The following is a 23083-nucleotide window of genomic DNA, read 5'->3' on the forward strand; positions in this document are numbered from 1 at the left end:
TGCGTGGCGGCGGGCACCTTCCCCCAACTCTTTGGAAAGTTTCAGCATGTCCACCCGTATCGCCATCGTCACTGATATCCACCATGGCAAACCCTCGACCGCGAAGCGCGGCGACATGGCGCTGCCCCTGATGGAAGACTTCGCCCGTTACGTTCGCGACGGCGGCGCCGATCTGGTGCTCGATCTCGGGGACCGGATCTCGGATGAGAACCGCGACACCGACCTGCGTCTGGAAGCCGAAGTGGCCGAGGCGTTCCGCGCCGTCGAGGCCCCGATCCTGCATCTCAACGGCAACCATGATCGCGATCATCTGGAGGTCTCGGATAACGAAGGGATCCTCGGCCAGACGCTCGATCACGGGGTGGTCGACATCGGTGGCTGGCGGATCGTTTTGTGGCGCGCCGATACGCGTATCCGCCGGATGCCCGACTATTCCGGCTTCGTGCTGACCGAGCCCGATGTGGTCTGGCTCTCGCGCACCATGCAGGCGAGCGATCGTCCGACGCTCGTGGTCAGCCATGTGCCGATCTCGGGCCATTCGCAGCTGGGCAACTACTATTTCGAGAACAACCCGGCCAGCTCGACCTATCCGATGGCCGAGCGCGCCCGTGCCGCCCTGTCTCGCGCGAAGGTGCCGGTCGTCTGTCTCGCCGGTCACGTGCACTGGAACACCGTCACCACGGTCGACGGGATTACCCATCTGACCCAGCAATCGCTGACCGAGAGCTTCACCACCGAGGGTGAGCCCGCCGGCGCGATGGGGATGATCGAACTGGGCGACAGTTTCCGCTGGGAGGTCGTGGGCGACGATCCCTTCTCCTTCGAGACCACTCCCCGCCATCGCCGCTGGACGCCCCCGCTGCCGTCCTTCGCCGACCACCCCGAGGCACGCGTCCGCCGCGCTGCCGCAGCCGCGAGTTGATCCATGAGCCGCGCACCGCTTCTGTCAGTCCAGAACCTGAGCCTCGCTTTCGGCTCCCACACCGCGCTGTCGGGGCTCAGCTTCGACATCGCACGCGGCGAGACCGTCGCGCTGGTGGGGGAGTCCGGCTCGGGCAAATCCGCCACCGCGCTGGCGCTGATGCGCCTGATCGAACGCGAGGGCGGACGCCTGACCGGTGGGCGCATCGATCTGGACGGCGACACGCCGGTCGAGATCACGGCGCTCGAGGAACGCGAGATGCAGCAGGTGCGCGGCAACCGGATCTCGATGATCTTTCAGGAGCCGATGACCGCGCTCAACCCGGTGATGCCGCTTGGCGAACAGGTGGCAGAAGTCTTGCGCCTGCATCAGGGGCTGGACCGCAAGGCGGCGCTGGCGGCGGCCCGTGCCGCCTTCGCGCGGGTCAAAATCCCAGAACCCGATCGGCGGCTGGTGCAATATCCGCACGAGCTGTCGGGCGGGTTGCGGCAGCGCGTCATGATCGCGATGGCGCTGGCCTGCCAGCCCGATCTGCTGATCGCCGATGAACCGACGACCGCGCTCGATGTGACGACGCAAGCGGAGATCCTGTCGCTGATCAAAGAGCTGCAGGAAGAGAGCGGAATGGCCGTGCTGTTCATCACCCACGACATGGGGGTGGTGGCCGAGATCGCCGACCGCGTGGTCGTGCTGTGTCGCGGCGAACAGGTCGAAACCGCTCCGGTCGGGCAGATCTTCGCGGCACCGCAGGCCGAATATACCCGCAACCTGATGGCGGCGACGCCGATGCTGGGCGCGGGGGCTCCGAAACGACCGCTCAGCGCCGATGCGCCGCTCCTCGAAGTCGACCGGCTTTCTGTGCGTTTCCCGGTGCGCCGCGCCGCTCCGGGACGGCCTGCGCTCGATTATCACGCGGTCAACGAGGTCTCGCTGACCCTCGGGCGCGGAGAAACGCTCGGGCTGGTGGGGGAATCCGGCTGCGGCAAATCCACCTTGGCGCGGACCTTGCTCGGTCTCGAGGCGGCATCTAGCGGGCGGGTCCGGCTGAGCGGGCAGACCCTGACCGGCCTGACGGCGCAAGAGCTGCGCCCGCTGCGCGGAAAGATGCAGATGGTCTTTCAGGACCCCTATGCCAGCCTCAACCCGCGGCTCCCGGTCTATGATCTGATCACCGAGCCCGCCCATATCCGCAACCCGATGACGCGCGCCGAGCGGCGGGCGATGGCGGGCGAGCTGCTGGAACGGGTCGGGCTGGAAGCCGCCGCGATGGACCGTTACCCGCACCAGTTCTCCGGCGGGCAGCGTCAGCGGCTTTGCATCTGCCGCGCGCTCTCGGTCAAACCGGCGATCATCGTCGCGGATGAGGCGGTTTCGGCCCTCGACGTATCGGTCGCGCGCCAGATTACCGATCTGATCGCCAAGCTGCAGCGGGAGGAGGGCGTCTCGTTCCTCTTCATCTCCCATGACATTGCAGTCGTCGAACGCGTCAGCCACCGCATCGCCGTGATGTGGGCGGGGCAGGTCGTCGAAACCGGGCCGACCGACACCGTGCTGAAGAACCCGCTGCATCCCTATACCCGACGGCTGCTGTCGGCGGTGCCGCATCCGGACCCGCAGCGCAGACCGCTCCAGCGCGAGCGCACAGCCGACCTGAAAACGCCGAAGCTTCTGCTGCCGCGCGCCACAGACCCCGAGCGCATCGCGCTGCGTGAAGTCAGGGAGGGGCATTTCGTGGCCATTCGCGACACGGTCGAACTGATGGCCTACCAGTCGATGGCGCGCGCCGCGCCAGAGGCAGCTCGCGAAGCGAAGCGCGAAGGCGTCGGGAGCATGGTTTTCTAGCCGTCTCGGAGTCGTCGGCGCTGGACGCAGGGCTACCCAGATCGACGCTGCTGCAACTGACCTGCCACTGAACTTTCGTCCAGCGCCTTCAGGAACAGCGAGAAGAGCTGCGCCTGAGACGAGATCGACAGCTTCCGGTAGGCGTTCTTGCGATGGACTTTCACTGTCTCGTCGCTGATCTCGAGATTTGCGCCGATCGCGGTCGTCGAATACCCACGCAGCACCATCGCGATCACCTCGGTCTCGCGCGGGGTCAGAACGCCACCGGCAATTCGGTCGAGCAGGACCTGCAGAGGGGGCAGGGCGGTCTCCGCCGCATCGTCGCGCGCCTCGCGCACTGCCGTAACGCCCCAATGGCCGCGCATCAGGGCTTCGATGACGGGCCCCACCTCGGCGAGACGCGCCCGCTCTCGCGCACTGAAAACTGGCTGGCCGCGTTCCCGGGCGAAGCTGATCACCGCGACCCGCTCGGGCCCGATCGCGGCGAAGATGCCGATCTCGTCGCGAATGCCGGTGCGGCTGTAATGCTTGGCGTAATATTCCGATTGGAAGAACTTGTCCGGTGCCATCTGTCGAAGACCGGCCATCCCCGAGCGCCGCCGTTCGGTCTCGGCGTAGAACGGGTCGAGCAGATACGGACCGGTGCAGTAATCCCAGATCACGATCCGAGCCGAGTCCGGCGGCAGGTTGTGGTAGAGCGATTGCGGCGTCGCGTTGCCCTCATAGGCAAAGACCATGCAAATCTTGTAGGGAAACAGCGTCTCCGTCGCCCGGTCGAGCGTTCGGGCGAACTCTTCGGTCCCCATCGCAGTGATCGCATCGGCGATGCGCTCATTCCATCCTGACATCGTTCCCGCTCTCGCTTCGATCCGCGGCGCCCGTTGCGGGGAACGCGGCATACCCCTTGGGGGGTATTGGTAGGCTCAGCCAAGGCTCTAAGCTGAACCGGATCAGGAAAAAATGGAATGCTGCGGAATGCAAGCTGATACCCCCAATCATGTCGATATGCACGAAATGCTCGATCGGATCGGCGCGCAATATGTGCATATCGGGATTTTCGATCAGGACGGGATGTTCCGCGTCAAACGGGTCGCGCGCGCCAAGGCGGAGAAGCTGGCCCAAGGCGGCTACCCGTTCTGCGATGTGCTCTACAATTGGGACAGCGCCGAGGAAACCTATGGGAGCGGCGACTATACCGATGTTCCGGCGCAGCTTTTCCCCGAGACGGTGCGCGCCTGGCCCTTTGAGGGCGATCAGGCGATCTGCATCGCCGATTATGCGATGCCCTTCGGAGAGCGGTCGGGGCGAAATCAGTTGATCCGCCAGCTCGAGAAAGCGCGGGACATGGGCTTCTCGGTCCATTCGGCTTTCGAGTTCGAGTTCAACCTGCTCGACGAGGACGCGGCGAGCCTGCGCGAAGGCGGCTATGCCGAGCCCAAGCATTACGCGTTGGGCAATAAGACCTACTCGCTCGAGACGCTGGCGAATGAGCACGAGCTGCTCGATGGGCTCGTGGCGATGATGGAGAGCCTCGGGATCGGTCTCGACGCGCTGCATACGGAACTTGGGCCCGGTTGTCTCGAAGTGCCGCTGACCCATGCGCCCGGTGTGAAAGCCGCCGACGATGCCGCCTTGTTCAAGAACTTCGCGAAGACATACTTCCGGCGCCACGGGCTCACCGCCTGTTTCATGTCGAAGCTGAATGAAAACCTCTCGGGGCAGTCCGGGCACCTGCATGTCTCGCTGCGCAACCTGACCGACAATAGCCCCGCCTTCGTCGATCCCGGCGATGCGGACGGGCTGAGCCAGACCGCCCGGCATTTCATCGCAGGATTGGTCGCTTTGATGCCGGAGATGCTCGCGCTGTGCAGCCAGACCGTGAATGCCTATCGCCGGATGGTTCCGGGGATGTGGGCGCCCACGGCGGCCTCATGGGCGATCCAGAACCGCACGGTCGCGGCGCGGGTGATGAATGACAGCCCCGATGCGACCCGCGTGGAGTTCCGTGTGCCATCGGCAGATACGAACCCGCATCTGGCCTTGGCCATGTGCCTCGGAGCCGGGTTGTGGGGGATCGAGAACGAGCTCGATCCGGGCCCGCCTGCCTCCGGTGATCAGTATCTTCTGGACCCGTCGCCCGACACCCGTTTCCCGAGCGATCTTGGCATGGCCGCCGAGCGGCTGAACGAAAGCAAAGTCGCTCGGGCGATTTTCGGCGACGTGTTCATCGACAGTTTCGTGCGCGCGCGGCGCCACGAATACGCTTCTTTCCTTCGCCATGTGAGCACGTGGGAACGTGAAAGATACCTAGAGGTCGTCTGAAACAAGAAAAGAAAGCTGGCCTTGATCCAACCAACCGGGAGTAAAGAGAGATGACAAAGTCCAAGGGAATACCGATGTTTTCGCCCAATCGCCGAACCTTCCTGCAAGGCATGGGGGCGGCAGGGCTCGCGGGGGCAGGGTTGATGCCGCGAAAGGCACATGCCGCCACCTCGATGAAATTCATGTGCTGGGAGGGCTATGACAGCCCCGAGATCATCAAGCCCTTCGAGGAGGCGAACGACGTTTCGATCTCGATCGACCTCATCACCGACAGCCCCGGCGGGTTCGCCAAGCTCGCAGCCGGCGCATGGCGCGATTTCGACGTCGTGGCCACCGACAGCCCGTGGGTGCAGCGCATGGGCCCGGCCGATATCGGGGAATTCCTCGACGATGCCGAGTTCGCCGATGTCTACGAGAGCTTCTATCCGCAATTCCGCGCACCTTTCGCGCCGCTGGATTTCGACGGGAAGACGACGGGCCTGCCGACGCGCTGGGGCTGGGTCGGGCCGACCGTCAATACGAAGTATGACAAGCTTGAGAACTGGAGCAGCTATGCGCCTTGTTTCGATCCGGCCTACAAGGACAAGATCTGTGTGCTCGACTGGGGCGACTGGCCGATCATGCCGATGGCGCTCTATGCCGGGATCGATCCCTACAAGGAGCTCGACGACGCCGAGCTCAACGAGATCCGCCTCGTGCTGCGCGCGCTCTTCAAGAACACGCGGGCGATCGTCGGAGACCTTTCGGTCGCGCAGAAGGGTTTGATGGACGGCTCGTTCAGAACCCTGATCGGCGGCGGCACCTACTGCACCTCGGCGCTGCGCAAGGACGGTCAGAAAGAGATCATGTCGATCGTGCCGGAACCCAAGGACGGCTTGAATCAGGGCATCATCTGGATGGAAGCGGGCGGGATCGTGAAAGACCCGGTCGACGACGCCAAGGCCAAGGCGCTTCTGCGCGACCTGACCTCGCCGGAAGTGGCCGTGAAACTCGCCTGGACGGAAGCGACCTGCAACCTCGTGCCCTCGCAGGAGGCCGAAGCTCTGTTCACCGACGAGCAGAAGGACGTGCTGCAGATGGATTACATGTGGGAGGCCTGGGACAAATCCCACTTCCACAACGTGGCGCCGAATATCGACCAGATGCTTGAGATCTGGTCTCAGGAACTGGCCGCCGCGCGTTGATCTCCCGATTTGCAAGGGCGGTTTCGCCGCCCTTGCTCCCTTTCTGAGACAGGAAGTCCCCCTTGGTTTCTCCCATCATCAAAGCCACCGGAATCGATAAATACTACGGCACCTATCGCGCGCTGACCGATATCTCATTGGAAGTCGCCAACGGTGAGTTTCTGGCGCTCGTCGGGCCTTCGGGCTGCGGCAAAACCACGTTGCTCAAGATCCTGGCCGGTTTCGAGGACCTGTCGGCGGGCAGTCTCGTGATCGACGGGGAGGATATGACGGAGATCCCAGCCTCGGCCCGACCGACGCGGATGGTGTTCCAGAAGCTCGCGCTTTTCCCGCATAAGACCGTCGCGCAGAATATCGGCTTCCCGCTGCATCTGGCCAAACGCCCGAAGCCCGAGATCGATGCGGCGGTGCGCCGGATGTTGGAGCTGATGCATCTCAAGGAGAGCTACCTCAACCGCTATCCGCATGAGCTGTCGGGCGGGGAGCAACAGCGCGTGGCGCTCGCGCGGTCGATGGTGTCGCAGCCGCCGGTGCTGCTGCTGGACGAACCGATGAGCGCGCTCGATGCGAAGCTCAAGAAATCCCTGCAGGCTGAACTCAAGCACCTGCATCGCCATGTCGGGACGAGCTTCGTCCATGTCACGCATGACCTAGAAGAGGCGATGATGCTCGCCGACCGGATTTGCGTCATGCGCGCCGGGAAGATCGTGCAACTGGGCGAACCTTCAGAGATTTATTATCGCCCCGCGAATGCTTTCGTGGCCGGGTTCATCGGGGATACCAACCTGCTGCCCGCCAAGGTCACGCGAGAAGGCGATGCGTTCCGGTTCAACTGCGACGTTCTCGATTGCGCAAACCCGATCATTGCTGCCGATCAGGTCGCGCCCGGTGTTGCGGCGGGGGCCGATGCGGCGCTGATGATCCGTCCGGAAATGCTGCGCCTGCTTGCGCCGGGCGAAAGCGCCGACTGCACCATTACCGGAACGGTGAACGAGTATTTCATCCGCGGCGCATCGATCCAATATCGGATCGCGGCGGCCGGAACCGAGATCGTGATGGATATCCCCGGCACCTCCACCTTGCCGGCGAAGCAGGGCGATCCGGTGAAGCTCGGTCTCGCGCTGGGCGATCTGTTCGCGGTGGAGGCGTAAGCGATGGCCGAGATACAGAAATCCTGGCGGGACGGGGCATTGCGCCTGTCGACCTTGCCTCTCTTGCTGCTGATGGGGCTGTTCTTCGTGATCCCGCTGATCATGACGGCGCTCCTGAGTTTTCAGGGCACGCAATACTATCGGCTTGTCTGGACCTGGGATCTGAAGGTCTGGACCGACGTGTTCAGCCAAGTCCATTACTGGACGATCATGTGGCGCACCTTGACGATGGCGCTGGTTTGCACGGTGCTCTGCACCATCCTCGCGATCCCGATCGCCTATGGCATGCTGCATCGCCTGTCGCGCTGGTCCGACCATATCACGCTGCTGATGGTGTTCGCCTTTCTCACCGACGCGGTCCTGAAGACCTTCGGTTGGGTGCTGTTTCTCGACCGCTCCGGCGTGCTGAACGGCACGCTCGAGGCGATCGGATTCCCACCGGCCGCGGTGAACGTGCTCTTCACGCCGAACGCGACGATGATCGGCATGGTCTACAACCTGCTGCCCTATACGATCTTCACCATCGCGCTCTCCATGGCGCGGATCGATGGAGATCTGGTGCTCGCGGCACGTGACGCGGGCGCGTCCCGGCTGCGCGCCTTCATCGAGGTGACCTTGCCGCTTGCCAAGCCCGGTATCTGGGCCGGGGCGGTTCTGGTGTTCGTCCTCAGCCTCGGCGTGTTTCTCGAGCCGAAGGTGATGGGGGGCGGGACGTCCCCGCTCGCGGCGGAACTGATCCGCCAGAGTTTCGAGACCCGTGTGAACTGGCCCCTGGGGGCGGCGCTGACGCTCGTGCTGATCGTAATCGGGGCGGCGGCTTTGACGGTGGCTGGAGCGGTCGCGCTCTGGCAGGCGCGGAGGGGGGCGAATGACTGATCGCATGGAAAAGCGAATTGCGGATGTCCTGCTTTACGGCTCCGTGTTCGCCGCGCTGATTTTCTTCTACATCCCGATCGCCACGCTGGTGCTGTTCTCCTTCACCAAGAGCCGCTTCCTGTCCTGGCCGATCCCCGAATTCTCGACCCGTTGGTATGGCGAGTTGCTGGCGGATCGCGACTTCTGGTCCGCGCTTGGCAATTCGGCGCTTCTCGCGGTGCTCGCGACGGTCTTCGCGACGCTTCTTGGCATCGGAGGCGCCTTCGCCTGGAGCCGCTACAAGTTCCGCTTCCAGTGGGGCTTTCGTATCCTGACCTTCGCGCCGCTTTTGTTCCCGCAGCTTCTGCTGGGCGTCGTGATGCTCTTGTGGTTCTCGGTTCTGGCCGGCTGGCTGAACATGTCGCCCGGGCTTTGGTCCGCGGTGATCGGGCATGTCATCTACATCACGCCCTTCTGCATCGTGATCATCTCGGTGCAGATGCAGGGCTATGACAACACGCTCGACTATGCCGCCGAGGATGCGGGGGCGACCCGCTGGCAGATCCTGCGGGAGATCACGCTTCCGCTGATCTGGCCGGGGATTTTCTCGGCCGCGATCTTCGCCTTCCTGCTATCGTGGGGGAATTTCTACATCACCTACAGCCTCTCGGGCTCGACGCGCACGCTTCCGACCTTCGTCTTCTCGGGGATCGCCGTGGGCTCGTCCCCGATCTACCCGGCCCTCGCCACGCTGACCTTCATCCCCGCCTTGGTATTGATCTTCGCCGTCGACAGGTTGCGCAAACGCGCCGCCCGTCGCCGCCTGAGCGCGATTGCCGAGAGCTGATCACTTCGACAGGACCTTCCCATGAGTGAATTCGATTTTGCGAGCCTCCACGCGCGCTGGAGTTTCCCGACGCAAGTCTGGTTCGGAGCTTGGCGCCTGTCCGATCTTCCGGCAGGTTTGGCGGAGATCGGTGCGACGGCACCGCTCCTGATCACCGACAGAGGTCTCGCCACGTCTTCGATCGCAACGCAGGCGCTGGAGATCGTGAAAGCTGCAGGCATGGAGCCCGGGTTTTTCCACGATGTGCAGCCGAACCCCACTGTGGAAAATGTCATGGCGGGACGGGAGATCTTGCGCAAAGGCGGCCATGATTGCGTCATCGCGCTTGGTGGGGGCTCCGCGATGGATGCTGCCAAGGCGGTCGCGATGATGGCGGGGCAGTCGCGCCCGCTGATGGATTTCGAAGATGTCGGCGACAACTTCCGGCGCGTTCAGACCGAGGGAATGGTGCCTGTCATCGCGATTCCGACAACGGCAGGGACGGGCTCCGAATTCGGCAGATCGTCGGTGATCACCGATACCCAGACCCATCGCAAGGTCATCATCTTCCACCCCGAGATGCTGCCGGAGCTGGTCATCCTCGATCCCGAGCTGACCGTTGGCCTGCCGCCGACTTTGACGGCCGCAACCGGTATGGATGCGCTTTCGCATGCGCTCGAGGCGCTCTGTGCGCCGGGCTGGCACCCGATGGCCGATGGCTTGGCCCTGACTGCATTGAAGATGATCGACGGGGCCCTCGCGACGGCCTATTGGGAGCCCGAAAATCTGGAGGCGCGCTCGAACATGATCGTTGCCTCCGCGATGGCCTGCACGGCCCTGCAAAAGGGGCTCGGGGCGGTTCATGCCTTGGCGCATCCGTTGGGCGCGCGTTACGATGCGCATCACGGAATGCTCAACGCGGTGCTGATGCCCCATGTGCTCCGCTTCAACCTGCCTGCCGTGAGAGAGCAGATGGCGACGCTCGCGCATGAATTGCGGCTCGAGGGCGGCGATCCCGGCACGGCGGTTCTTGCCTGGCTCGAGGCGTTGCAGGCGCGCATCGACATGCCTTCGACGCTGAGCGAAATGGGCGTGAAGGTGAATGACAGTGATATTCCCGATCTGATCGCCGATGCGTTGCGCGATCCGTGCGCCGGAGGCAATCCGATCCGCTTGGACGCGGAAGGGGTCGAGCAGATCTTGCGGGCCGCACGCTGACTGCCGGGCTGCGGCGCATGCGATCCTCAAGGCATCGGGGGGCGGCCTGTCGTCGCTCGGCGTCGGCCTTGTCGTGCTGCCCGGCTACAATCGGCCCGAGAACGATCGCGCGCGTGCGGGCCCTGCGCGGAATATGCATTCCGAAGATATTGAACCGCTTATCGATCTCCCGGACTTCGTGGTGGTGCTGAGTGTTCGGGGAGAGCACCAGTTCGGGATAGCGCACTTCTTTGGCGCACGGGGCAGGGCCTAAGGATCGCCTCCCAACTCAATTTGACATCGATGACATTTCTGATTATGACATCGATGTCTTTTGGGAGTCGCGGAGTTTTCTCTGCGTTGGAGGGTCTGTCGTGTCGACGATTTACGATGTAGCAAAGCTGGCTGGCGTTTCGCCGAAAACGGTGTCGCGCGTCGTGAACGGGGATGCGCCGGTCGGCAAAAAGACCCGCGAGAAGGTGGAAACCGCCATTCGCGAGTTGAAATATGTCCCCTCGAGCGCGGCACGCATGATGCGCTCGAACCGGTCGGGGCTGATCGGCGTCGTGACGGGGGCAATTTCGCGCACGGCCGAGCTGTCCGACCCCAAGGGCCTGCCCGATCTGTTCATCCTTCAGGGCATTCAGCAGGTCGTCGCCGAGCGCGATCTGACCTTGATGATCGCGGATACGGCCGGACAGATCGACAAGGTTCCCGCACTCCTGCGCACGTTTCAGGAGCATCGGGTCGAGGGGCTGATCTATGTCGCCGACTATCACAAGCGGGTGGCCTTCGAGACCGCGACACCGGCTTGCCCGCTGGTGCTCGCAAACTGCTACGACGCGCACGGAACCCCGGCGATCGTGCCCGACGACAAGGCCTGTGAGAAACGGCTCGTCGAGCGTCTGACCGCGCATGGCCACAGGCGCATTGCCTATCTGACATTCGATCCCGCGATGGATGCGGTGCCGCTTCGCATCGAGGGGTATCGCGAAGCGCTTGAAGCCGCGGGGATCGCCTACGACCCCGCGCTCGTATCGACAGGCTACCCGATCAACACCGAATTTCTGCACCGGTGGCTCGACGAGGCGCTCGACCGGATCCTCGCGCTGCCGGAACCGCCAACCGTGATCTGCTGCGGCAATGACGAGATGGCGATGCAGCTTTACGGATTGCTGCGCACCCGCGGCATCCGTGTCCCGGAGGATATCTCCATCGCCGGTTTCGACAATTACCGCGCGATCGCAGAGACCCTCTACCCACCGCTGAGCACGGTCGAACTGCCCTATGCCGAGATGGGCAGGCAGGCGGCCGAGCTTTTGCTTTCCTTGATCTCGGAGGAGGCATCCCGTCCGCACGACCCTGTGCGGGTGGCGGGACGCGTATTCTGGCGCTCCTCCGTGACTGACCTCGAACTCGAAAGCCAGACATCCAAGGGAGGATGACATGAAACTATTGAATGTGACGGCCGGGGCGGTCATTGCCGCCACCGGGTTCTGCAGTGCTGCCTTCGCGACCACCGATCTGACGATGTGGTATCACGGCGCGGGCAACAAGGTGGAGAGCAAGATCGTCCACCAGATCATCGACGACTTCAACAAGAGCCAGTCGGACTACAAGGTCGCGCTGCAGAGCTTCCCGCAAAACAGCTACAACGACTCGGTGACGGCAGCAGCCCTCGCGGGCAACCTGCCCGACATTCTCGACATGGACGGGCCGATCATGCCGAACTGGGCCTGGTCGGGCTATCTGCAGCCGCTGCCGATCCCGGAAGATCACTTCAAGGATTTCCTGCCCGGCACCAAGGGCGTCTATGACGGCAAGCTCTACTCGATCGGGCTCTGGGACGCGGCGGTCGCGCTTTATGCACGCAAGTCCACGATGAAAGAGCTGGGGCTGCGCACGCCCACGCTCGACAAGCCCTGGACCAAAGACGAGTTCATGAGCGCGCTCGAGGCCGCGAAGAAGAGCGGCAAATTCGACTACGCGATCGATCTGGGCATGTCGGACAAGGGCGAGTGGTATCCCTATGCCTTCCTGCCCTTCCTGCAGAGCTTCGGCGGCGGGCTGGTCAACCGCAAGACCTACGACACCGCAGAGGGCGTGCTCAACGGCGACGCCGCGGTCGCATGGGGCAACTGGTGGCAGTCGCTGTTCACCGACAAGCTGGCGCCCGGCACCAGCCAGGACCCGGCAGCCCATGAAACCGGCTTCATCGACGGCAAATACGCCTTCTCGTGGAACGGCAACTGGAATGCGGTCAAGACGATGGACAAGGTCGACGATGTCGAGTTCCTGCCTGCGCCGGACTTCGGCAACGGCTCCAAGATCGGCGGCGCGTCCTGGCAGTTCGGCATCTCGGCCAGCTCCAAGGCTCCCGAGGGTGCTGCGGAGTTCATCAAGTTCGCGACGCAGGACAAGTATCTGGCGGAGTTCTCGGATGCGCTCGGCCTGATCCCGGCGACCAAGTCGGCCGCGCAGATGACCAAGAACTACAAGACGGGCGGTCCGCTCGCGGTGTTCTACGGCCTGTCCGAGGCGCAAGCCGAGAAACGTCCGGTGACGCCCGGCTACGTCGTCGACTCCAAGGTGTTCCAGAAGGCCGCCGCGGATATCGCGGACGGGGCTGACGTGATCGACACGCTCGATTCCGCCACCGACCAGATCAACGCCGATATCAAGCGCAACGACGGCTACAAGAAGAACTGAGCCGCTGTGCCGCGGGGGCGCGCGATTGCCGCGCCCCCACCTCCAACTTCAGACCGGGAGACCGCGCCATGCGCTCGTCACTGACTTCCGCCAATCGGGCGGGATGGGCCTTTGCCCTGCCGGGCATCGTGCTTATCCTCGCCTTCATCATCACGCCTTTCTTTCTGGGCGTTGGCTTCTCGCTGACCAACCAGCGGCTGATCTCGCCCAATGCCACGCGTTTCGTCGGCCTCGAGAACTACCGGGAAATGCTCAACATCGCGGTGGTCGACCTTCAGGCCAAGACCGATAGCGCGGGCAAGACCGTCACCGATGCCGATGGGCAGGCCGAATTTCCCCGCCTGCGCTCCATCACGCGCAACCCCGACACGCCGCAATATCACGGCATGCAGGAATGGTTCCGCTGGGTCTCGGGCGACACGGCGCATGTGGTGATCGCAAGCGACGTCGTCTTCTGGAAAGCGCTGCTCAACACCTGCATTTTCGTGCTGATGGTTGCACCGATCCAGGCCGCGATCGCGCTGGGTCTCGCACTGCTGATCAATCAGAAACTGCGCGGGATCACGATTTTCCGCACCATCTATTTCATGCCCGTGGTCGTCTCGATCGTCGTCGTCTCGCTGCTCTGGCGTTTCATCTATTCGGGACAGAACGGGCTCTTGAACAACATGCTGTCCTTCCTGAGCTTCGGGCATTTCCAACCCGTCGACTGGCTGGGCAATCCTCATACCGCGCTTGGCGCGATCATCACGATGTCGATCTGGCAGGCGGTGGGCTTCCACATGGTGATCTGGCTCTCCGGGCTTCAGACGATCCCGCCCACGCTTTACGAGGCCGCAGCGATCGAAGGCTCGTCGAAATGGCAGACTTTCCGCTATGTCACCTGGCCGGCGCTGCGCCACACCGCGGTGCTCGTGCTGATCGTGATCACAATGCAGGCCTTCGCGATCTTCGCCCAGATCGACGTCATGACGAAGGGCGGTCCGCTCGACTCCACCCAGACGCTGGTCTTCCAGGCCGTGCAACGCGGCTACGGAATGCAGAACATCGCGGGCGGCTCGGCGATCTCGGTGATCCTGTTCCTGATCGTTCTGGTGATTTCGATGATCCAACGCTGGCTGACGAGGGAGCGCTGAAATGAGTGTCATTGGTTCCGATAACCGCAATCTGCGGCTGGGTGTGCGCTATCTCGTGCTGATCCTGATCGCGCTGATCTTCGTCCTGCCGCTGCTGTTCATGGTGATGTCGAGCTTCAAGCCCAGCGACGAGCTGCTGCGCGACACCTCGAGCCTGCGCGCCTTCCTGCCGGTGGGCCAGCTCAGCCTCGACAATTACACCGGCGCCTTCGAGCGCGCCCCGGTCGGGCTCTTCGTCTTCAACTCGATCTTCGTGACCGGGACGACGGTGCTGCTGTCGCTGGTGATCTGTTCCCTCGCCGGGTTCTCCTTTGTCTTCCTGCAATGGCGCGGGCGCGACGTGATGCTCTCGATCATTCTCGCGACCTTCATCGTGCCGTTCGAGACGATCGCGATCCCGCTTCTGCTGGAAGTGTCGAAACTGCCCTGGCTGGGGCTGGACGGGCTCAGCTGGGGCTGGCTCGACAGCTACCGCGTGCAGATCATCCCGTGGATCGCGGACGGGCTGACGATCTTCCTCTTCGTGCAGTATTTCAAAGGCCTGCCCGGCGAGCTGATCGAAGCGGCCCGCGTCGAGGGCGCAAGCTGGTTCCAGATCTATCGCCGCGTGGTGATCCCGCTCTCGGGGCCCGTAATCGCGACCGCCGCGATCCTGAAATTCCTGATCATGTACAACCAGTATCTCTGGCCGCTGATCGTAGTGCAACAAGAGCAGTATCGCCCGGTGATGGTCGGCCTGCAGTATTTCTTCCAACTCAACCCCGCCTGGGGGGAGATCATGGCTTACCTGACGCTGATCACGGTGCCGGTTCTCGCCTTCTATCTCGTGCTTCAAAAGGCGTTCATCGCCTCCATCGCCTCTACCGGCGTGAAAGGATAATCCGACATGGTTCTCGCACTCGACAAGCAATGGGTCTGGGACAGCTGGTATGCCCATGACGGCGAACGCTGGCATGCCTGGTTCCTCAAGGCCGACAAGTCGCTCGGCGATCCGGACCTGCGCCACTTCAACGTCAGCCAGGGCCACGCGGTCTCGGACGACCTGATAAGCTGGCAGCATCTGGGGACGTCGCTGGCCCCGGCTCCGGCCCCGGCCTGGGACGATCTGGTCACCTGGACCGGCTCGGTGCTGCGCGACGATGACGGGCTGTGGCACTTGTTTTACACGGGCGGTCGGCAATCCGAAGGCGGGCTCTATCAGCGCATCGGCCACGCGACCTCGCACGACATGCACAACTGGGACCGCGTGGGCGACGGGCTCTGCCTCGACCTGACCGGCCCCAATGCCGCGCAGTACGAGGCCGAACACATGGTCGGTCACTGGCACGACCGGGCGATGCGCGACCCTTGGGTGATGCGCGACCCGGCAGGCGACGGCTGGCTGATGTATTTCACCGCCCGCGCCCCCGGCATCGAAGAGGCGAACGCGGCCGGGGCCATCGGCTTCGCCACCTCGCCCGACCTGATCCACTGGGACCTCCAGCCGCCGGTCTTCGTCGGCGGGTTCGGTCAGCTCGAAGTGCCGCAGGTCTTCGAGGAGAACGGGCGCTGGTATTGCCTGTTCTGCACCGCCGCCGAGCATTGGAGCCGTGCGCGCATCGCGGAAACCGGCATGACCCCGGTGACCGGCAACCACTACCTGATCGCAGACGACCCGCGCGGGCCGTGGCGGATCGCCCCCGGCTTCCTCGATGGCGCAAACCCGTGCCGGCGCTATGCCGCACGCATCCTCAAGACCGCCGAGGGTCTGGTGATCATGGGGTTCGACGACAACGGCCACGACCATTTCGTCGGCCAGATCCGGGACCCGGAGCCCGTTCTCGTGGACGCGGAGGGTTATCTGCACATCGACCCGGATGCCGAGCAGGGAGGGAAGTGACATGGCAGACATCAAGCTGCGCGGTCTGCGCAAGAACTATGGTGCGCATGAGGTCATCCGCGGCGTCGATATCGACGTGGCCGATGGCGAGTTCTGCGTTTTCGTAGGCCCCTCGGGCTGCGGGAAATCCACGCTGCTGCGGATGATCGCCGGGCTCGAGGACATCTCGGGCGGCACGCTGGAGATCGACGGCGAGCGCGTCAATGACGTTCAGCCCCGCGAACGCGGCGTGGCGATGGTGTTCCAGAGCTACGCGATCTTCCCGCATATGAGCGTGCGCGAAAACATGGCCTTCGGCCTCACCATCTCGGGCGCCTCGAAGGCCGAGAAGGCGGAGAAGGTGCAGCGCGCCGCCGAGATCCTGCAGATGGAGCATCTGCTCGACCGTCGCCCCAGCCAGCTCTCGGGCGGCCAGCGCCAGCGTGTCGCGATCGGGCGCGCGATCACCCGCAACCCCTCGGTCTTCCTCTTCGACGAGCCGCTCTCGAACCTCGATGCGGCGCTTCGGATGGACATGCGCATGGAGATCGGCAAGCTCCACAAGCAGCTGGGCGCGACGATGATCTACGTCACCCACGATCAGGTCGAGGCGATGACGCTCGCCGACAAGATCGTGGTGCTGCGCGACGGGCTGGTGATGCAGTCGGGCTCGCCGATGGAGCTCTATCACAACCCAGCCAACCGCTTCGTCGCAGGCTTCCTCGGCGCGCCGTCGATGAATTTCCTCGAGGTCGAAATCCTAGAGGCCGACAGCGAAAACGCCAAGGTCGCGCGGCATTCCATGGACCCGATCGTCGTGCCCGTGCGCGGTCGTAAGTTCGCCCCCGGCGACACCGCCCTGCTGGGCCTGCGCCCGCAATACGTCACCCCCAGCACGCCCGATGAGGGCGTCCTGCACGGTCAGGTATCGCTCGTCGAACGGCTGGGCAGTGAAACGGTCGTCGATCTGGCGATGGCGGACGGCACGAGCCTGATCGCCGCCTTCAGCGAGGACAAGCAATTCGAACGCGGCGAACGGATCGATCTGGCTTTCGACCCCGCCCGGACGCATCTGTTCCACCCCGACGAGTGAGGGGTGGCACCCATCGGCCCCTGAGCCCATCCTCCCGATGGACCTGAGGTCGGCCATGCACGAGCACTCAAAACGGCCCCCTCAGGCGGAGCCGATAAATGCTCAGCCCGACCATTTCTGGCCGGGCTGAAACGTCGCTTTCGGGAGGTGCGTGGGCTCAGTCGAGCCCGTTCGCGCGTGCTACGAAATCCGCGAGATGCGGCACGTAATCTTCAGAGCCGTCGCCACCGGTCGCCATCGCCATCGCGAAGGCGTTTTTGGCCGTGCTGGCGAGCGGGGTCGCGACGGTGGCGGCATTGGCCATCGTCTCGACATAGCGCAGATCCTTGTAGGCATTGGCGAGGGTGAACTTGTGCGCCTCGCGGTTGCCCTCGAGCGCGTAGCCCATGAAGGTCTGGTAGAAGCCGCAATCCATCCGGCCGCCCCGGATCACCTTGTCGAACTGCTCGATCGGAATGCCCACCTTGCGCGACAGCGCGAGGGCTTCGGAATAAAGCGCGGCATAGCCGAGAGAGATGAAGTTGTTGAGCAGCTTCATACGGTGGCCGTCGCCCAGACTGCCCACGCGCACGATCTTGCCCGCCCAGGTGTCGATGACCGGTTCGATGCGCGCGAACAGCTCTTCATCGGCGCCGACCATGCAATCGAGCGTACCTTCCCAAGCCTCTTTCGGGGTGCGGCTGAGCGGCGCATCGGCATAGGCGACGCCGATCGCCTCCATGTCCTGTGCGAGCTTCATCGTCATGGTCGGCTCGCCGGTCGAGCAATCAATGATCACGCTGCCTTCTTTCAGGCCCGGGGTCAGCTTCGCGACCGCCTCGGCGGCTTCCGGCGCGCCGGTGAGGCACAGGAAGATGATCGACGAACGGGCGGCGAGGTCTTCGTAGGACGATGCCTCGGTCGCCCCGCGCGAGACCAGGTCCTCGATCGGCTTGCGGTTGCGGTGGGCGATCACGGTCAGCGGATAGCCTTTCTCGACGATGTTCTTGGCCATGCCGTGGCCCATCAGGCCGGTGCCGATGAAGCCGATGGTTTCCTGGGTCTTAGTCATTGGGTACTCCGCTTGGGTCGGTAGGTCGTGAAAATCGGGTCAGAGATTGAAGCGCTTGCGCAGGTCCGCGACCTGCGACTGGGTGAGCGGGCGGATCGCGTGGCCTTGCAGCGCGAGGAACAGCTTGGAGGTCTCCTCCAGCTCTTCTGCGGCATATTGCGCGTTCGACAGGCTGGTGCCCGCAACGACGGGGCCGTGATTGGCCAGCAGCACCGAGTGATGCGCGCTGGCGAGCGAGCGCACGGCCTCGGCCAGTTCGGGATCGCCCGGCGCGTAGTAGGGGACCAGCGGCAGCTTGCCCACGCGCATCACGTGATAGGCGGTCAGCGGCGGCAGCACGTCCTCGGGGTCGATGTCGCGCAGGATCGAGACGGCCGTCGAATGGGTCGAGTGCAGGTGGATCACCGCGCCCGCCTCCTGACGCTCGTCATACATCGCGAAATGCAGGAAAGATTCCTTGGTCGGCTTGTCGCCCGAGACGAAGTTGCCGTCCCGGTCGAAGAGCGAGATTCGAGCCGGGTCGAGCGTGCCGAGCGAGGCATTGGTGGGTGTCATCAGCCAGCCGCCATCGGGCAGCCGCGCCGAGATATTGCCCGAAGACCCTGCGGTCAGGCCGCGGTCGAAGAGCGAGCGCCCGATGGTGCAGATCTGGTCGCGCAGACGCGTTTCGTCAGACATGTTCGGCCTCCGGCTCCAGCAGGTCCCACGCCTTGAGGAAGAAATCCTCGGCGCCGAAATTGCCCGACTTTAGCGCGAGCGCGAGGCGCGGGCCGGACAGGCTCATCGTCCACGGAACGCCGGGGTCGATCTCGGGGCCGATGTCGAGCAGGCGCACGCCGAGCGCCGTCGTCACCGCGCCCGACGTCTCGCCGCCCGCGATGAGCATTCGGGTGAAGCCGGCGTCGCGCAGGCGTTCGGCGACCGCGGCCAGCGTGTCTTCGACCAGCGCGCCGGAGGCGTCACGGCCCAGACGGGACTGGATTTTGCTGAGCTGCGCGGGATCGGCGCTGGAATAGATCAGGGGCGTGCTGTCGGCGGGCTGCGCGATGGCCCAGTCGGCGATCTCATCCGCGCTCTGTCGGCCTTCGGTCAGCGCCTCCACGTCGAGCGCGCGGCTCGGCAGGCCTGCCGCTTGCGCCGCCGCGATCTGGCCACGGGTCGCGACCGAGCAGGAGCCCGCGAGGATCGCGCAGCGGCCCTCCGGCGCTGGCATCCGATCCGGGGCGCTATGCGCGTCGCTCTGGTCGCGAAGCGCTGCGGCCAGACCCAGACCGATACCCGAGCCGCCCGTGATCAGCGGCATCTCCGCGCAGGCCGCGCCGAGCGTCATCAGATCCGATTCGTCGATCGTGTCGGTGACGACGATGCGGGTGCCAGCGGCACGTGCGGCCTCGAGCGCTTTGCGCAGCGCGGCCTCTCCCTGCCGGATCGTCGTGACGTCGATGGAGCCCACTTTCAGCGCCGTCTGCCGCCCCAGAACCCGCACCAGATCGGGGTCGCGCATCGGGGTGAGCGGGTGGTCTTTCAGCGGGCTTTCCGACAGCAGACGATCGCCCACGAAAAGGTGCCCCTTGTAGACCGTGCGCCCGGTCGCCGGGAAGGCGGGGCAGGCGATGGTCAGGGTCGCGCCGGTGAACTCCATCAGGGCCTCGGTGACGGGCCCGATATTGCCTTCGTCGGTGGAGTCGAAGGTCGAGCAATACTTGAACATCAGGCGCTGCGCCCCAGCTGCGCGCAGGGCCTTCGCGGCCTGCAGCGACATCTCGACCGCGTCGGCTGCCGGAATGGTGCGCGACTTCAGCGCGACCACCACCGCATCGGCGCCCGAAAGGTCCATTTGCGGCCCCGGCAGGCCGATGACCTGCCGCGTCTTCAACCCGCTGCGTGACAGCATCAGGCACAGGTCAGTGGCGCCGGTAATATCGTCGGCGACCGCTCCGATCAGCATGGAAATTCCTCCCTCGGTCCACAGATCGCCGATCGCCCCGACGGCTCGGGGCGGCGATTTCACATAGCCCTTGCCAAGCCGTTGCGGCTCGGGCTAACGATGTAATGACAACGCTATCATTCCAGCAATGCAAGCGCAAGATGGACGCTGGGAGGGGGCGGAGTGAGACTAGAAATCGGCGATTGAGAGGTATTCCGCATGAAGTCACCCCAAGAGACGAAGGTCTGTGTCATCGGTCTGGGATCGATGGGCTTCGGCATGGCCGAGAGCTTGCTGCGAGACGGGTTCGCGGTGACGGGCGTCGATGTGAATGCCGATGCGATGGAGCGCTTCGCGGCGCTTGGCGGCGCGGTTGCGGCTGACCCTGCGACGGGTGCGCAAGATGCGGATCTGGTGATTGCCGTGGTCGTCAATGCCGACCAGACAGAGCAGGTGCTTTTCGGACCGGGCGGCGCCGTCGCGACCATGTCCAAAGGCGGCGTCGTGATGTCCTGCGCCACGATGGCGCCCGATCTGGCGAGCGTCTTCGCCAAGCGCTGCGCCGAGGTCGGCGTGGAGTATCTCGACACGCCGATCAGCGGCGGCGCCGTACGCGCGGCCAGCGGTGAATTGACGATCATGGGCTCGGGCCCGTCTGCGACCTTTGCGCGCATCCGTCCGGCGCTCGATAGCGTCGCGGCCAAGGTCTACGAGTTGGGCGAGGAGGCGGGCACGGGCGCGGCCTTCAAGGTGGTCAATCAGCTTCTGGCCGGGGTGCATATCGCGGCGGCCTGCGAGGCGATCACATTCGCCAAGGCGATGGATCTGGATCTGGAGAAGGTCTACGAGGTGATCACCGCCTCGGCGGGCAATTCCTGGATGTTCGAGAACCGGGTGCCGCATGTGCTCGAGGGCGATTACAGCCCGCGCAGTGCGGTGGATATCTTCACCAAGGACCTCGGGATCGTGGCGGATATTGGGCGGGACATGAAATTCCCGACGCCGATTGCAAGCACGGCCATGCAGATGTTCGTCATGACGGCGGCGGCCGGAATGGGGCGCGATGACGATGCCTCGGTGGCGCGGATGCTGGCAGATATCGCAGGTCTCGAATTGCCCACCGCAAACCCCGCGAGCGAGGGCTGAGCGATGCCGAAATTTGCCGCCAACCTGACGATGATGTTCACCGAGCACGATTTTCTCGACCGCTTCGCTGCGGCGAAAAAGGCAGGCTTCGATGCGGTCGAATATCTCTTTCCCTACGACCACCCGCCCGAGGCGATTGCGGAGCGGCTGCATGAGCACGGGCTGACGCAGGCGCTCTTCAATCTGCCGCCCGGCAACTGGGAGGCAGGCGATCGCGGGCTGGCGGCTCTGCCAGAGCGCGGAGAGGAATTCCGGGCCTCGATCGATACCGCGCTGCGCTATGCCGAGGCGACCGGGGTAGGGCGGGTCCATGTGATGAGCGGGCTTGCGTCACGCCAAGATACGGCAGCGCGGCAGGCCTATCGCGACTCGCTGCGGCGGGTCTGCGATGCCGCCGGGGCGCAGGGGCGCGACGTGGTGATCGAGCCGATCAACACGCGCGACATGCCGGGGTATTTTCTGGATGATTTCAGCTTCGCCGCCGATCTGATCGCGGAGCTGGGGCTGCCCAATCTCAAGCTGCAATTCGACATCTATCACCGCCAGATCCTGCACGGTGACGTGCTGATGGGGCTGCGGGAGATGGCGCCGATCATCGGGCATGTGCAGATCGCTGCGGTACCGGATCGGCATGAGCCCGGAACCGGTGAGCTCGACGATACGCGCATCCTGCATGAGCTGGACGCGCTGGGCTATGAGGGGTTCGTGGGCTGCGAATATCGCCCGGCGGGCCGGACCGAGGACGGCCTCGGGTGGATGCGCGCCTTCGCCTGAGACGAAGGCGCGCCCCTCATCAGCTTTCGATGTAATCGCGATGCAGCGCCCAGTCGCCCGAGCTGAACCGGTCCGAGGCGAATTGCTGCTGGTGCCAGTAGGGATAGATCACGGGCAGTTTGCTGACCTCGTGCAGGCGCTTCAGCTCGTCCTCGCTCAGCTCCAGATCCACGGCGCGGAAATTGTCGCGGAACTGCTGTTCATTGCGTCCGCCGATGACGAGCGTGCTGACTGCAGGACGCGTCAGCAGCCATGCTAGCGCGACCTGCGCGGCAGAGACCCCATGCGCGTCGCCGATCTCGACCAGCGTGTCGACGATGTTCCACAGCTTCTCTTCGTCGCGGATCGGCGGCTCGGTCCAGCCTGCGAACTGACGCGAGCCTTCCGGGGTGTCCTTGCCGCGGCGATGCTTGCCCGAGAGGAGACCGGCGGCGAGCGGGCTCCAGACCAGCACGCCAAGCCCCTGATCGACCGAGATCGGCAGCAATTCGTATTCCGCCTCGCGGGCCTCGAGCGTGTAGTGGATCTGCTGGGCCACGAAGCGCTCGCGCAGGCTCCGGTCGCTGACGCCGAGCGCCTTCATGATGTGCCAGCCCGAGAAATTCGAGCAGGCGATGTAGCGGACCTTGCCCTGTTGCACGAGCGTGTCGAGCGCCGAGACCATCTCCTCCATCGGGGTCACGCCGTCCCATTCATGCATGTGGTAGATGTCGATGTGGTCGGTGCGCAGCCGCTTGAGCGAGCGTTCGCATTCGCGGATCAGGTGATAGCGCGAGAAGCCCTCGTCGTTGGGGCCGTCGGCGATCCGCATCCGCGCCTTGGAGGAGATCAGCACGTCGTCGCGCCGACCGTCGAGCACTTCGCCAAGGATCTCTTCCGAGAGGCCGGTCGAGTACATGTTCGCGGTGTCGTAGAGGTTGATACCGGCGTCGATGCAGGTATCGACCAGCTTGCGCGCTTCGCTGACGCCTTGGGCGCCGACGGCCTTGAAGGCGCCTGCGCCGCCGAAGGTGAACGTGCCCATCGTGAGCACCGAGACCTTGAGTCCCGATCGTCCTAGGGGTCTGTATTTCATGGATATCTCCTCCTC

21 protein-coding genes are annotated in these 23083 nt (G+C 64.2%); 16 read left to right on the forward strand and 5 right to left on the reverse strand.

All coding sequences use genetic code 11. The annotated features are described in order from the left end of the window. The first annotated feature begins 46 nt into the window (after nt 1–46). Together AKL02_RS04215 and AKL02_RS04220 are read left to right on the forward strand one after the other, a co-directional pair. Nucleotides 47–922: a metallophosphoesterase family protein gene (locus tag AKL02_RS04215; protein WP_083078686.1), complete on the forward strand. Its 876-nt coding sequence runs from the start codon at nt 47–49 to the stop codon at nt 920–922. Between the two features lie 3 nt (nt 923–925). Then, nucleotides 926–2764, forward strand: coding sequence for an ABC transporter ATP-binding protein (locus AKL02_RS04220; protein WP_083078688.1), 1839 nt, complete (start codon nt 926–928; stop codon nt 2762–2764). Between the two features lie 32 nt (nt 2765–2796). On the opposite strand, the gene AKL02_RS04225 is transcribed toward AKL02_RS04220, so the two are convergent. Next, the gene (locus AKL02_RS04225; RefSeq protein WP_165757003.1) at nt 2797–3612 is read right to left on the reverse strand and encodes a response regulator transcription factor; all 816 of its coding nucleotides are present in this window, start codon (nt 3610–3612) and stop codon (nt 2797–2799) included. A gap of 127 nt (nt 3613–3739) precedes the next feature. Between AKL02_RS04225 and AKL02_RS04230 the strand changes: the two genes are divergently transcribed. The 12 genes from AKL02_RS04230 to AKL02_RS04285 all read left to right on the forward strand — a co-directional run bounded on the left by AKL02_RS04230 (nt 3740) and on the right by AKL02_RS04285 (nt 17095). After that, nucleotides 3740–5086 carry a glutamine synthetase family protein gene (locus tag AKL02_RS04230; RefSeq protein WP_083078693.1) on the forward strand — a complete coding sequence of 449 codons (1347 nt, stop codon included), beginning with the start codon at nt 3740–3742 and terminating at the stop codon, nt 5084–5086. Nucleotides 5087–5160: 74 nt separating this feature from the next. Next, complete coding sequence (locus AKL02_RS04235; protein ID WP_165757004.1) at nt 5161–6270, forward strand: ABC transporter substrate-binding protein; 1110 nt, start codon at nt 5161–5163, stop codon at nt 6268–6270. Nucleotides 6271–6332: 62 nt separating this feature from the next. Then, entirely contained in the window at nt 6333–7421 is a 1089-nt protein-coding gene (locus tag AKL02_RS04240; protein ID WP_083078696.1) for an ABC transporter ATP-binding protein, read from the forward strand. Nucleotides 7422–7424: 3 nt separating this feature from the next. Next, a complete protein-coding gene (locus AKL02_RS04245) occupies nt 7425–8297 on the forward strand; it encodes an ABC transporter permease (protein ID WP_083078698.1) in 873 nt (290 codons plus the stop codon). After that, entirely contained in the window at nt 8290–9123 is an 834-nt protein-coding gene (locus tag AKL02_RS04250) for an ABC transporter permease (protein ID WP_078519941.1), read from the forward strand. Before AKL02_RS04245 ends, AKL02_RS04250 begins: the two co-directional genes overlap by 8 nt. 21 nt (nt 9124–9144) lie before the next feature. Then, nucleotides 9145–10320, forward strand: a complete 1176-nt coding sequence (locus tag AKL02_RS04255; RefSeq protein WP_083078701.1) for an iron-containing alcohol dehydrogenase — start codon at nt 9145–9147, stop codon at nt 10318–10320. A gap of 353 nt (nt 10321–10673) precedes the next feature. Further along, on the forward strand, nt 10674–11744 hold the full coding sequence (locus tag AKL02_RS04260) for a LacI family DNA-binding transcriptional regulator (RefSeq protein ID WP_078545697.1): 1071 nt from the start codon (nt 10674–10676) through the stop codon (nt 11742–11744). A 1-nt stretch (nt 11745) separates the two neighbouring features. After that, nucleotides 11746–13008 (forward strand): ABC transporter substrate-binding protein, encoded by a 1263-nt coding sequence (locus AKL02_RS04265; protein WP_083078703.1) that lies wholly within the window; start codon nt 11746–11748, stop codon nt 13006–13008. A 68-nt stretch (nt 13009–13076) separates the two neighbouring features. Further along, nucleotides 13077–14144, forward strand: a complete 1068-nt coding sequence (locus tag AKL02_RS04270) for a carbohydrate ABC transporter permease (protein WP_083078706.1) — start codon at nt 13077–13079, stop codon at nt 14142–14144. A gap of 1 nt (nt 14145) precedes the next feature. Beyond that, nucleotides 14146–15024, forward strand: coding sequence for a carbohydrate ABC transporter permease (locus tag AKL02_RS04275; protein ID WP_078519936.1), 879 nt, complete (start codon nt 14146–14148; stop codon nt 15022–15024). Nucleotides 15025–15030: 6 nt separating this feature from the next. Continuing rightward, on the forward strand, nt 15031–16023 hold the full coding sequence (locus tag AKL02_RS04280; RefSeq protein WP_083078708.1) for a glycoside hydrolase family protein: 993 nt from the start codon (nt 15031–15033) through the stop codon (nt 16021–16023). Nucleotide 16024: 1 nt separating this feature from the next. Beyond that, nucleotides 16025–17095 carry an ABC transporter ATP-binding protein gene (locus AKL02_RS04285; RefSeq protein ID WP_083078711.1) on the forward strand — a complete coding sequence of 357 codons (1071 nt, stop codon included), beginning with the start codon at nt 16025–16027 and terminating at the stop codon, nt 17093–17095. A gap of 157 nt (nt 17096–17252) precedes the next feature. On the opposite strand, the gene AKL02_RS04290 is transcribed toward AKL02_RS04285, so the two are convergent. From AKL02_RS04290 to otnK, 3 genes are read right to left on the reverse strand one after another with little or no spacing between them, the layout of a single operon-like run. Beyond that, a complete protein-coding gene (locus AKL02_RS04290; RefSeq protein WP_078569684.1) occupies nt 17253–18146 on the reverse strand; it encodes an NAD(P)-dependent oxidoreductase in 894 nt (297 codons plus the stop codon). A 39-nt stretch (nt 18147–18185) separates the two neighbouring features. Continuing rightward, the gene (gene otnC, locus AKL02_RS04295) at nt 18186–18824 is read right to left on the reverse strand and encodes a 3-oxo-tetronate 4-phosphate decarboxylase (protein WP_078519932.1); all 639 of its coding nucleotides are present in this window, start codon (nt 18822–18824) and stop codon (nt 18186–18188) included. After that, a complete protein-coding gene (otnK, locus tag AKL02_RS04300; RefSeq protein ID WP_083078714.1) occupies nt 18817–20094 on the reverse strand; it encodes a 3-oxo-tetronate kinase in 1278 nt (425 codons plus the stop codon). Before otnK ends, otnC begins: the two co-directional genes overlap by 8 nt. 198 nt (nt 20095–20292) lie before the next feature. Between otnK and ltnD the strand changes: the two genes are divergently transcribed. Beyond that, nucleotides 20293–21219, forward strand: a complete 927-nt coding sequence (gene ltnD / locus AKL02_RS04305) for an L-threonate dehydrogenase (protein WP_083078716.1) — start codon at nt 20293–20295, stop codon at nt 21217–21219. A 3-nt stretch (nt 21220–21222) separates the two neighbouring features. Further along, nucleotides 21223–21993, forward strand: coding sequence for a 2-oxo-tetronate isomerase (gene otnI, locus AKL02_RS04310; RefSeq protein WP_083078719.1), 771 nt, complete (start codon nt 21223–21225; stop codon nt 21991–21993). Between the two features lie 19 nt (nt 21994–22012). On the opposite strand, the gene AKL02_RS04315 is transcribed toward otnI, so the two are convergent. Further along, complete coding sequence (locus AKL02_RS04315; RefSeq protein WP_083078731.1) at nt 22013–23068, reverse strand: aldo/keto reductase; 1056 nt, start codon at nt 23066–23068, stop codon at nt 22013–22015. Nucleotides 23069–23083: the final 15 nt, after the last annotated feature.

It is taken from the genome of Thioclava electrotropha, assembly GCF_002085925.2.
Classification (GTDB): domain Bacteria; phylum Pseudomonadota; class Alphaproteobacteria; order Rhodobacterales; family Rhodobacteraceae; genus Thioclava; species Thioclava electrotropha.

Excerpts from the sequence above, each read along its gene's own strand:
- AKL02_RS04215 (WP_083078686.1), top strand. The coding sequence starts at position 47 with ATGTCCACCCGTATCGCCATCGTCACTGATATCCACCATGGCAAACCC.
- AKL02_RS04245 (WP_083078698.1), top strand. The coding sequence starts at position 7,425 with ATGGCCGAGATACAGAAATCCTGGCGGGACGGGGCATTGCGCCTGTCG.
- AKL02_RS04265 (WP_083078703.1), top strand. The coding sequence starts at position 11,746 with ATGAAACTATTGAATGTGACGGCCGGGGCGGTCATTGCCGCCACCGGG.
- otnC (WP_078519932.1), bottom strand. The coding sequence starts at position 18,824 with ATGTCTGACGAAACGCGTCTGCGCGACCAGATCTGCACCATCGGGCGC.
- AKL02_RS04275 (WP_078519936.1), top strand. The coding sequence starts at position 14,146 with ATGAGTGTCATTGGTTCCGATAACCGCAATCTGCGGCTGGGTGTGCGC.
- AKL02_RS04235 (WP_165757004.1), top strand. The coding sequence starts at position 5,161 with ATGTTTTCGCCCAATCGCCGAACCTTCCTGCAAGGCATGGGGGCGGCA.
- AKL02_RS04290 (WP_078569684.1), bottom strand. The coding sequence starts at position 18,146 with ATGACTAAGACCCAGGAAACCATCGGCTTCATCGGCACCGGCCTGATG.
- otnI (WP_083078719.1), top strand. The coding sequence starts at position 21,223 with ATGCCGAAATTTGCCGCCAACCTGACGATGATGTTCACCGAGCACGAT.
- AKL02_RS04255 (WP_083078701.1), top strand. The coding sequence starts at position 9,145 with ATGAGTGAATTCGATTTTGCGAGCCTCCACGCGCGCTGGAGTTTCCCG.
- AKL02_RS04280 (WP_083078708.1), top strand. The coding sequence starts at position 15,031 with ATGGTTCTCGCACTCGACAAGCAATGGGTCTGGGACAGCTGGTATGCC.
- AKL02_RS04285 (WP_083078711.1), top strand. The coding sequence starts at position 16,025 with ATGGCAGACATCAAGCTGCGCGGTCTGCGCAAGAACTATGGTGCGCAT.
- AKL02_RS04250 (WP_078519941.1), top strand. The coding sequence starts at position 8,290 with ATGACTGATCGCATGGAAAAGCGAATTGCGGATGTCCTGCTTTACGGC.
- AKL02_RS04225 (WP_165757003.1), bottom strand. The coding sequence starts at position 3,612 with ATGTCAGGATGGAATGAGCGCATCGCCGATGCGATCACTGCGATGGGG.
- otnK (WP_083078714.1), bottom strand. The coding sequence starts at position 20,094 with ATGCTGATCGGAGCGGTCGCCGACGATATTACCGGCGCCACTGACCTG.
- AKL02_RS04220 (WP_083078688.1), top strand. The coding sequence starts at position 926 with ATGAGCCGCGCACCGCTTCTGTCAGTCCAGAACCTGAGCCTCGCTTTC.
- ltnD (WP_083078716.1), top strand. The coding sequence starts at position 20,293 with ATGAAGTCACCCCAAGAGACGAAGGTCTGTGTCATCGGTCTGGGATCG.
- AKL02_RS04230 (WP_083078693.1), top strand. The coding sequence starts at position 3,740 with ATGCAAGCTGATACCCCCAATCATGTCGATATGCACGAAATGCTCGAT.
- AKL02_RS04270 (WP_083078706.1), top strand. The coding sequence starts at position 13,077 with ATGCGCTCGTCACTGACTTCCGCCAATCGGGCGGGATGGGCCTTTGCC.
- AKL02_RS04315 (WP_083078731.1), bottom strand. The coding sequence starts at position 23,068 with ATGAAATACAGACCCCTAGGACGATCGGGACTCAAGGTCTCGGTGCTC.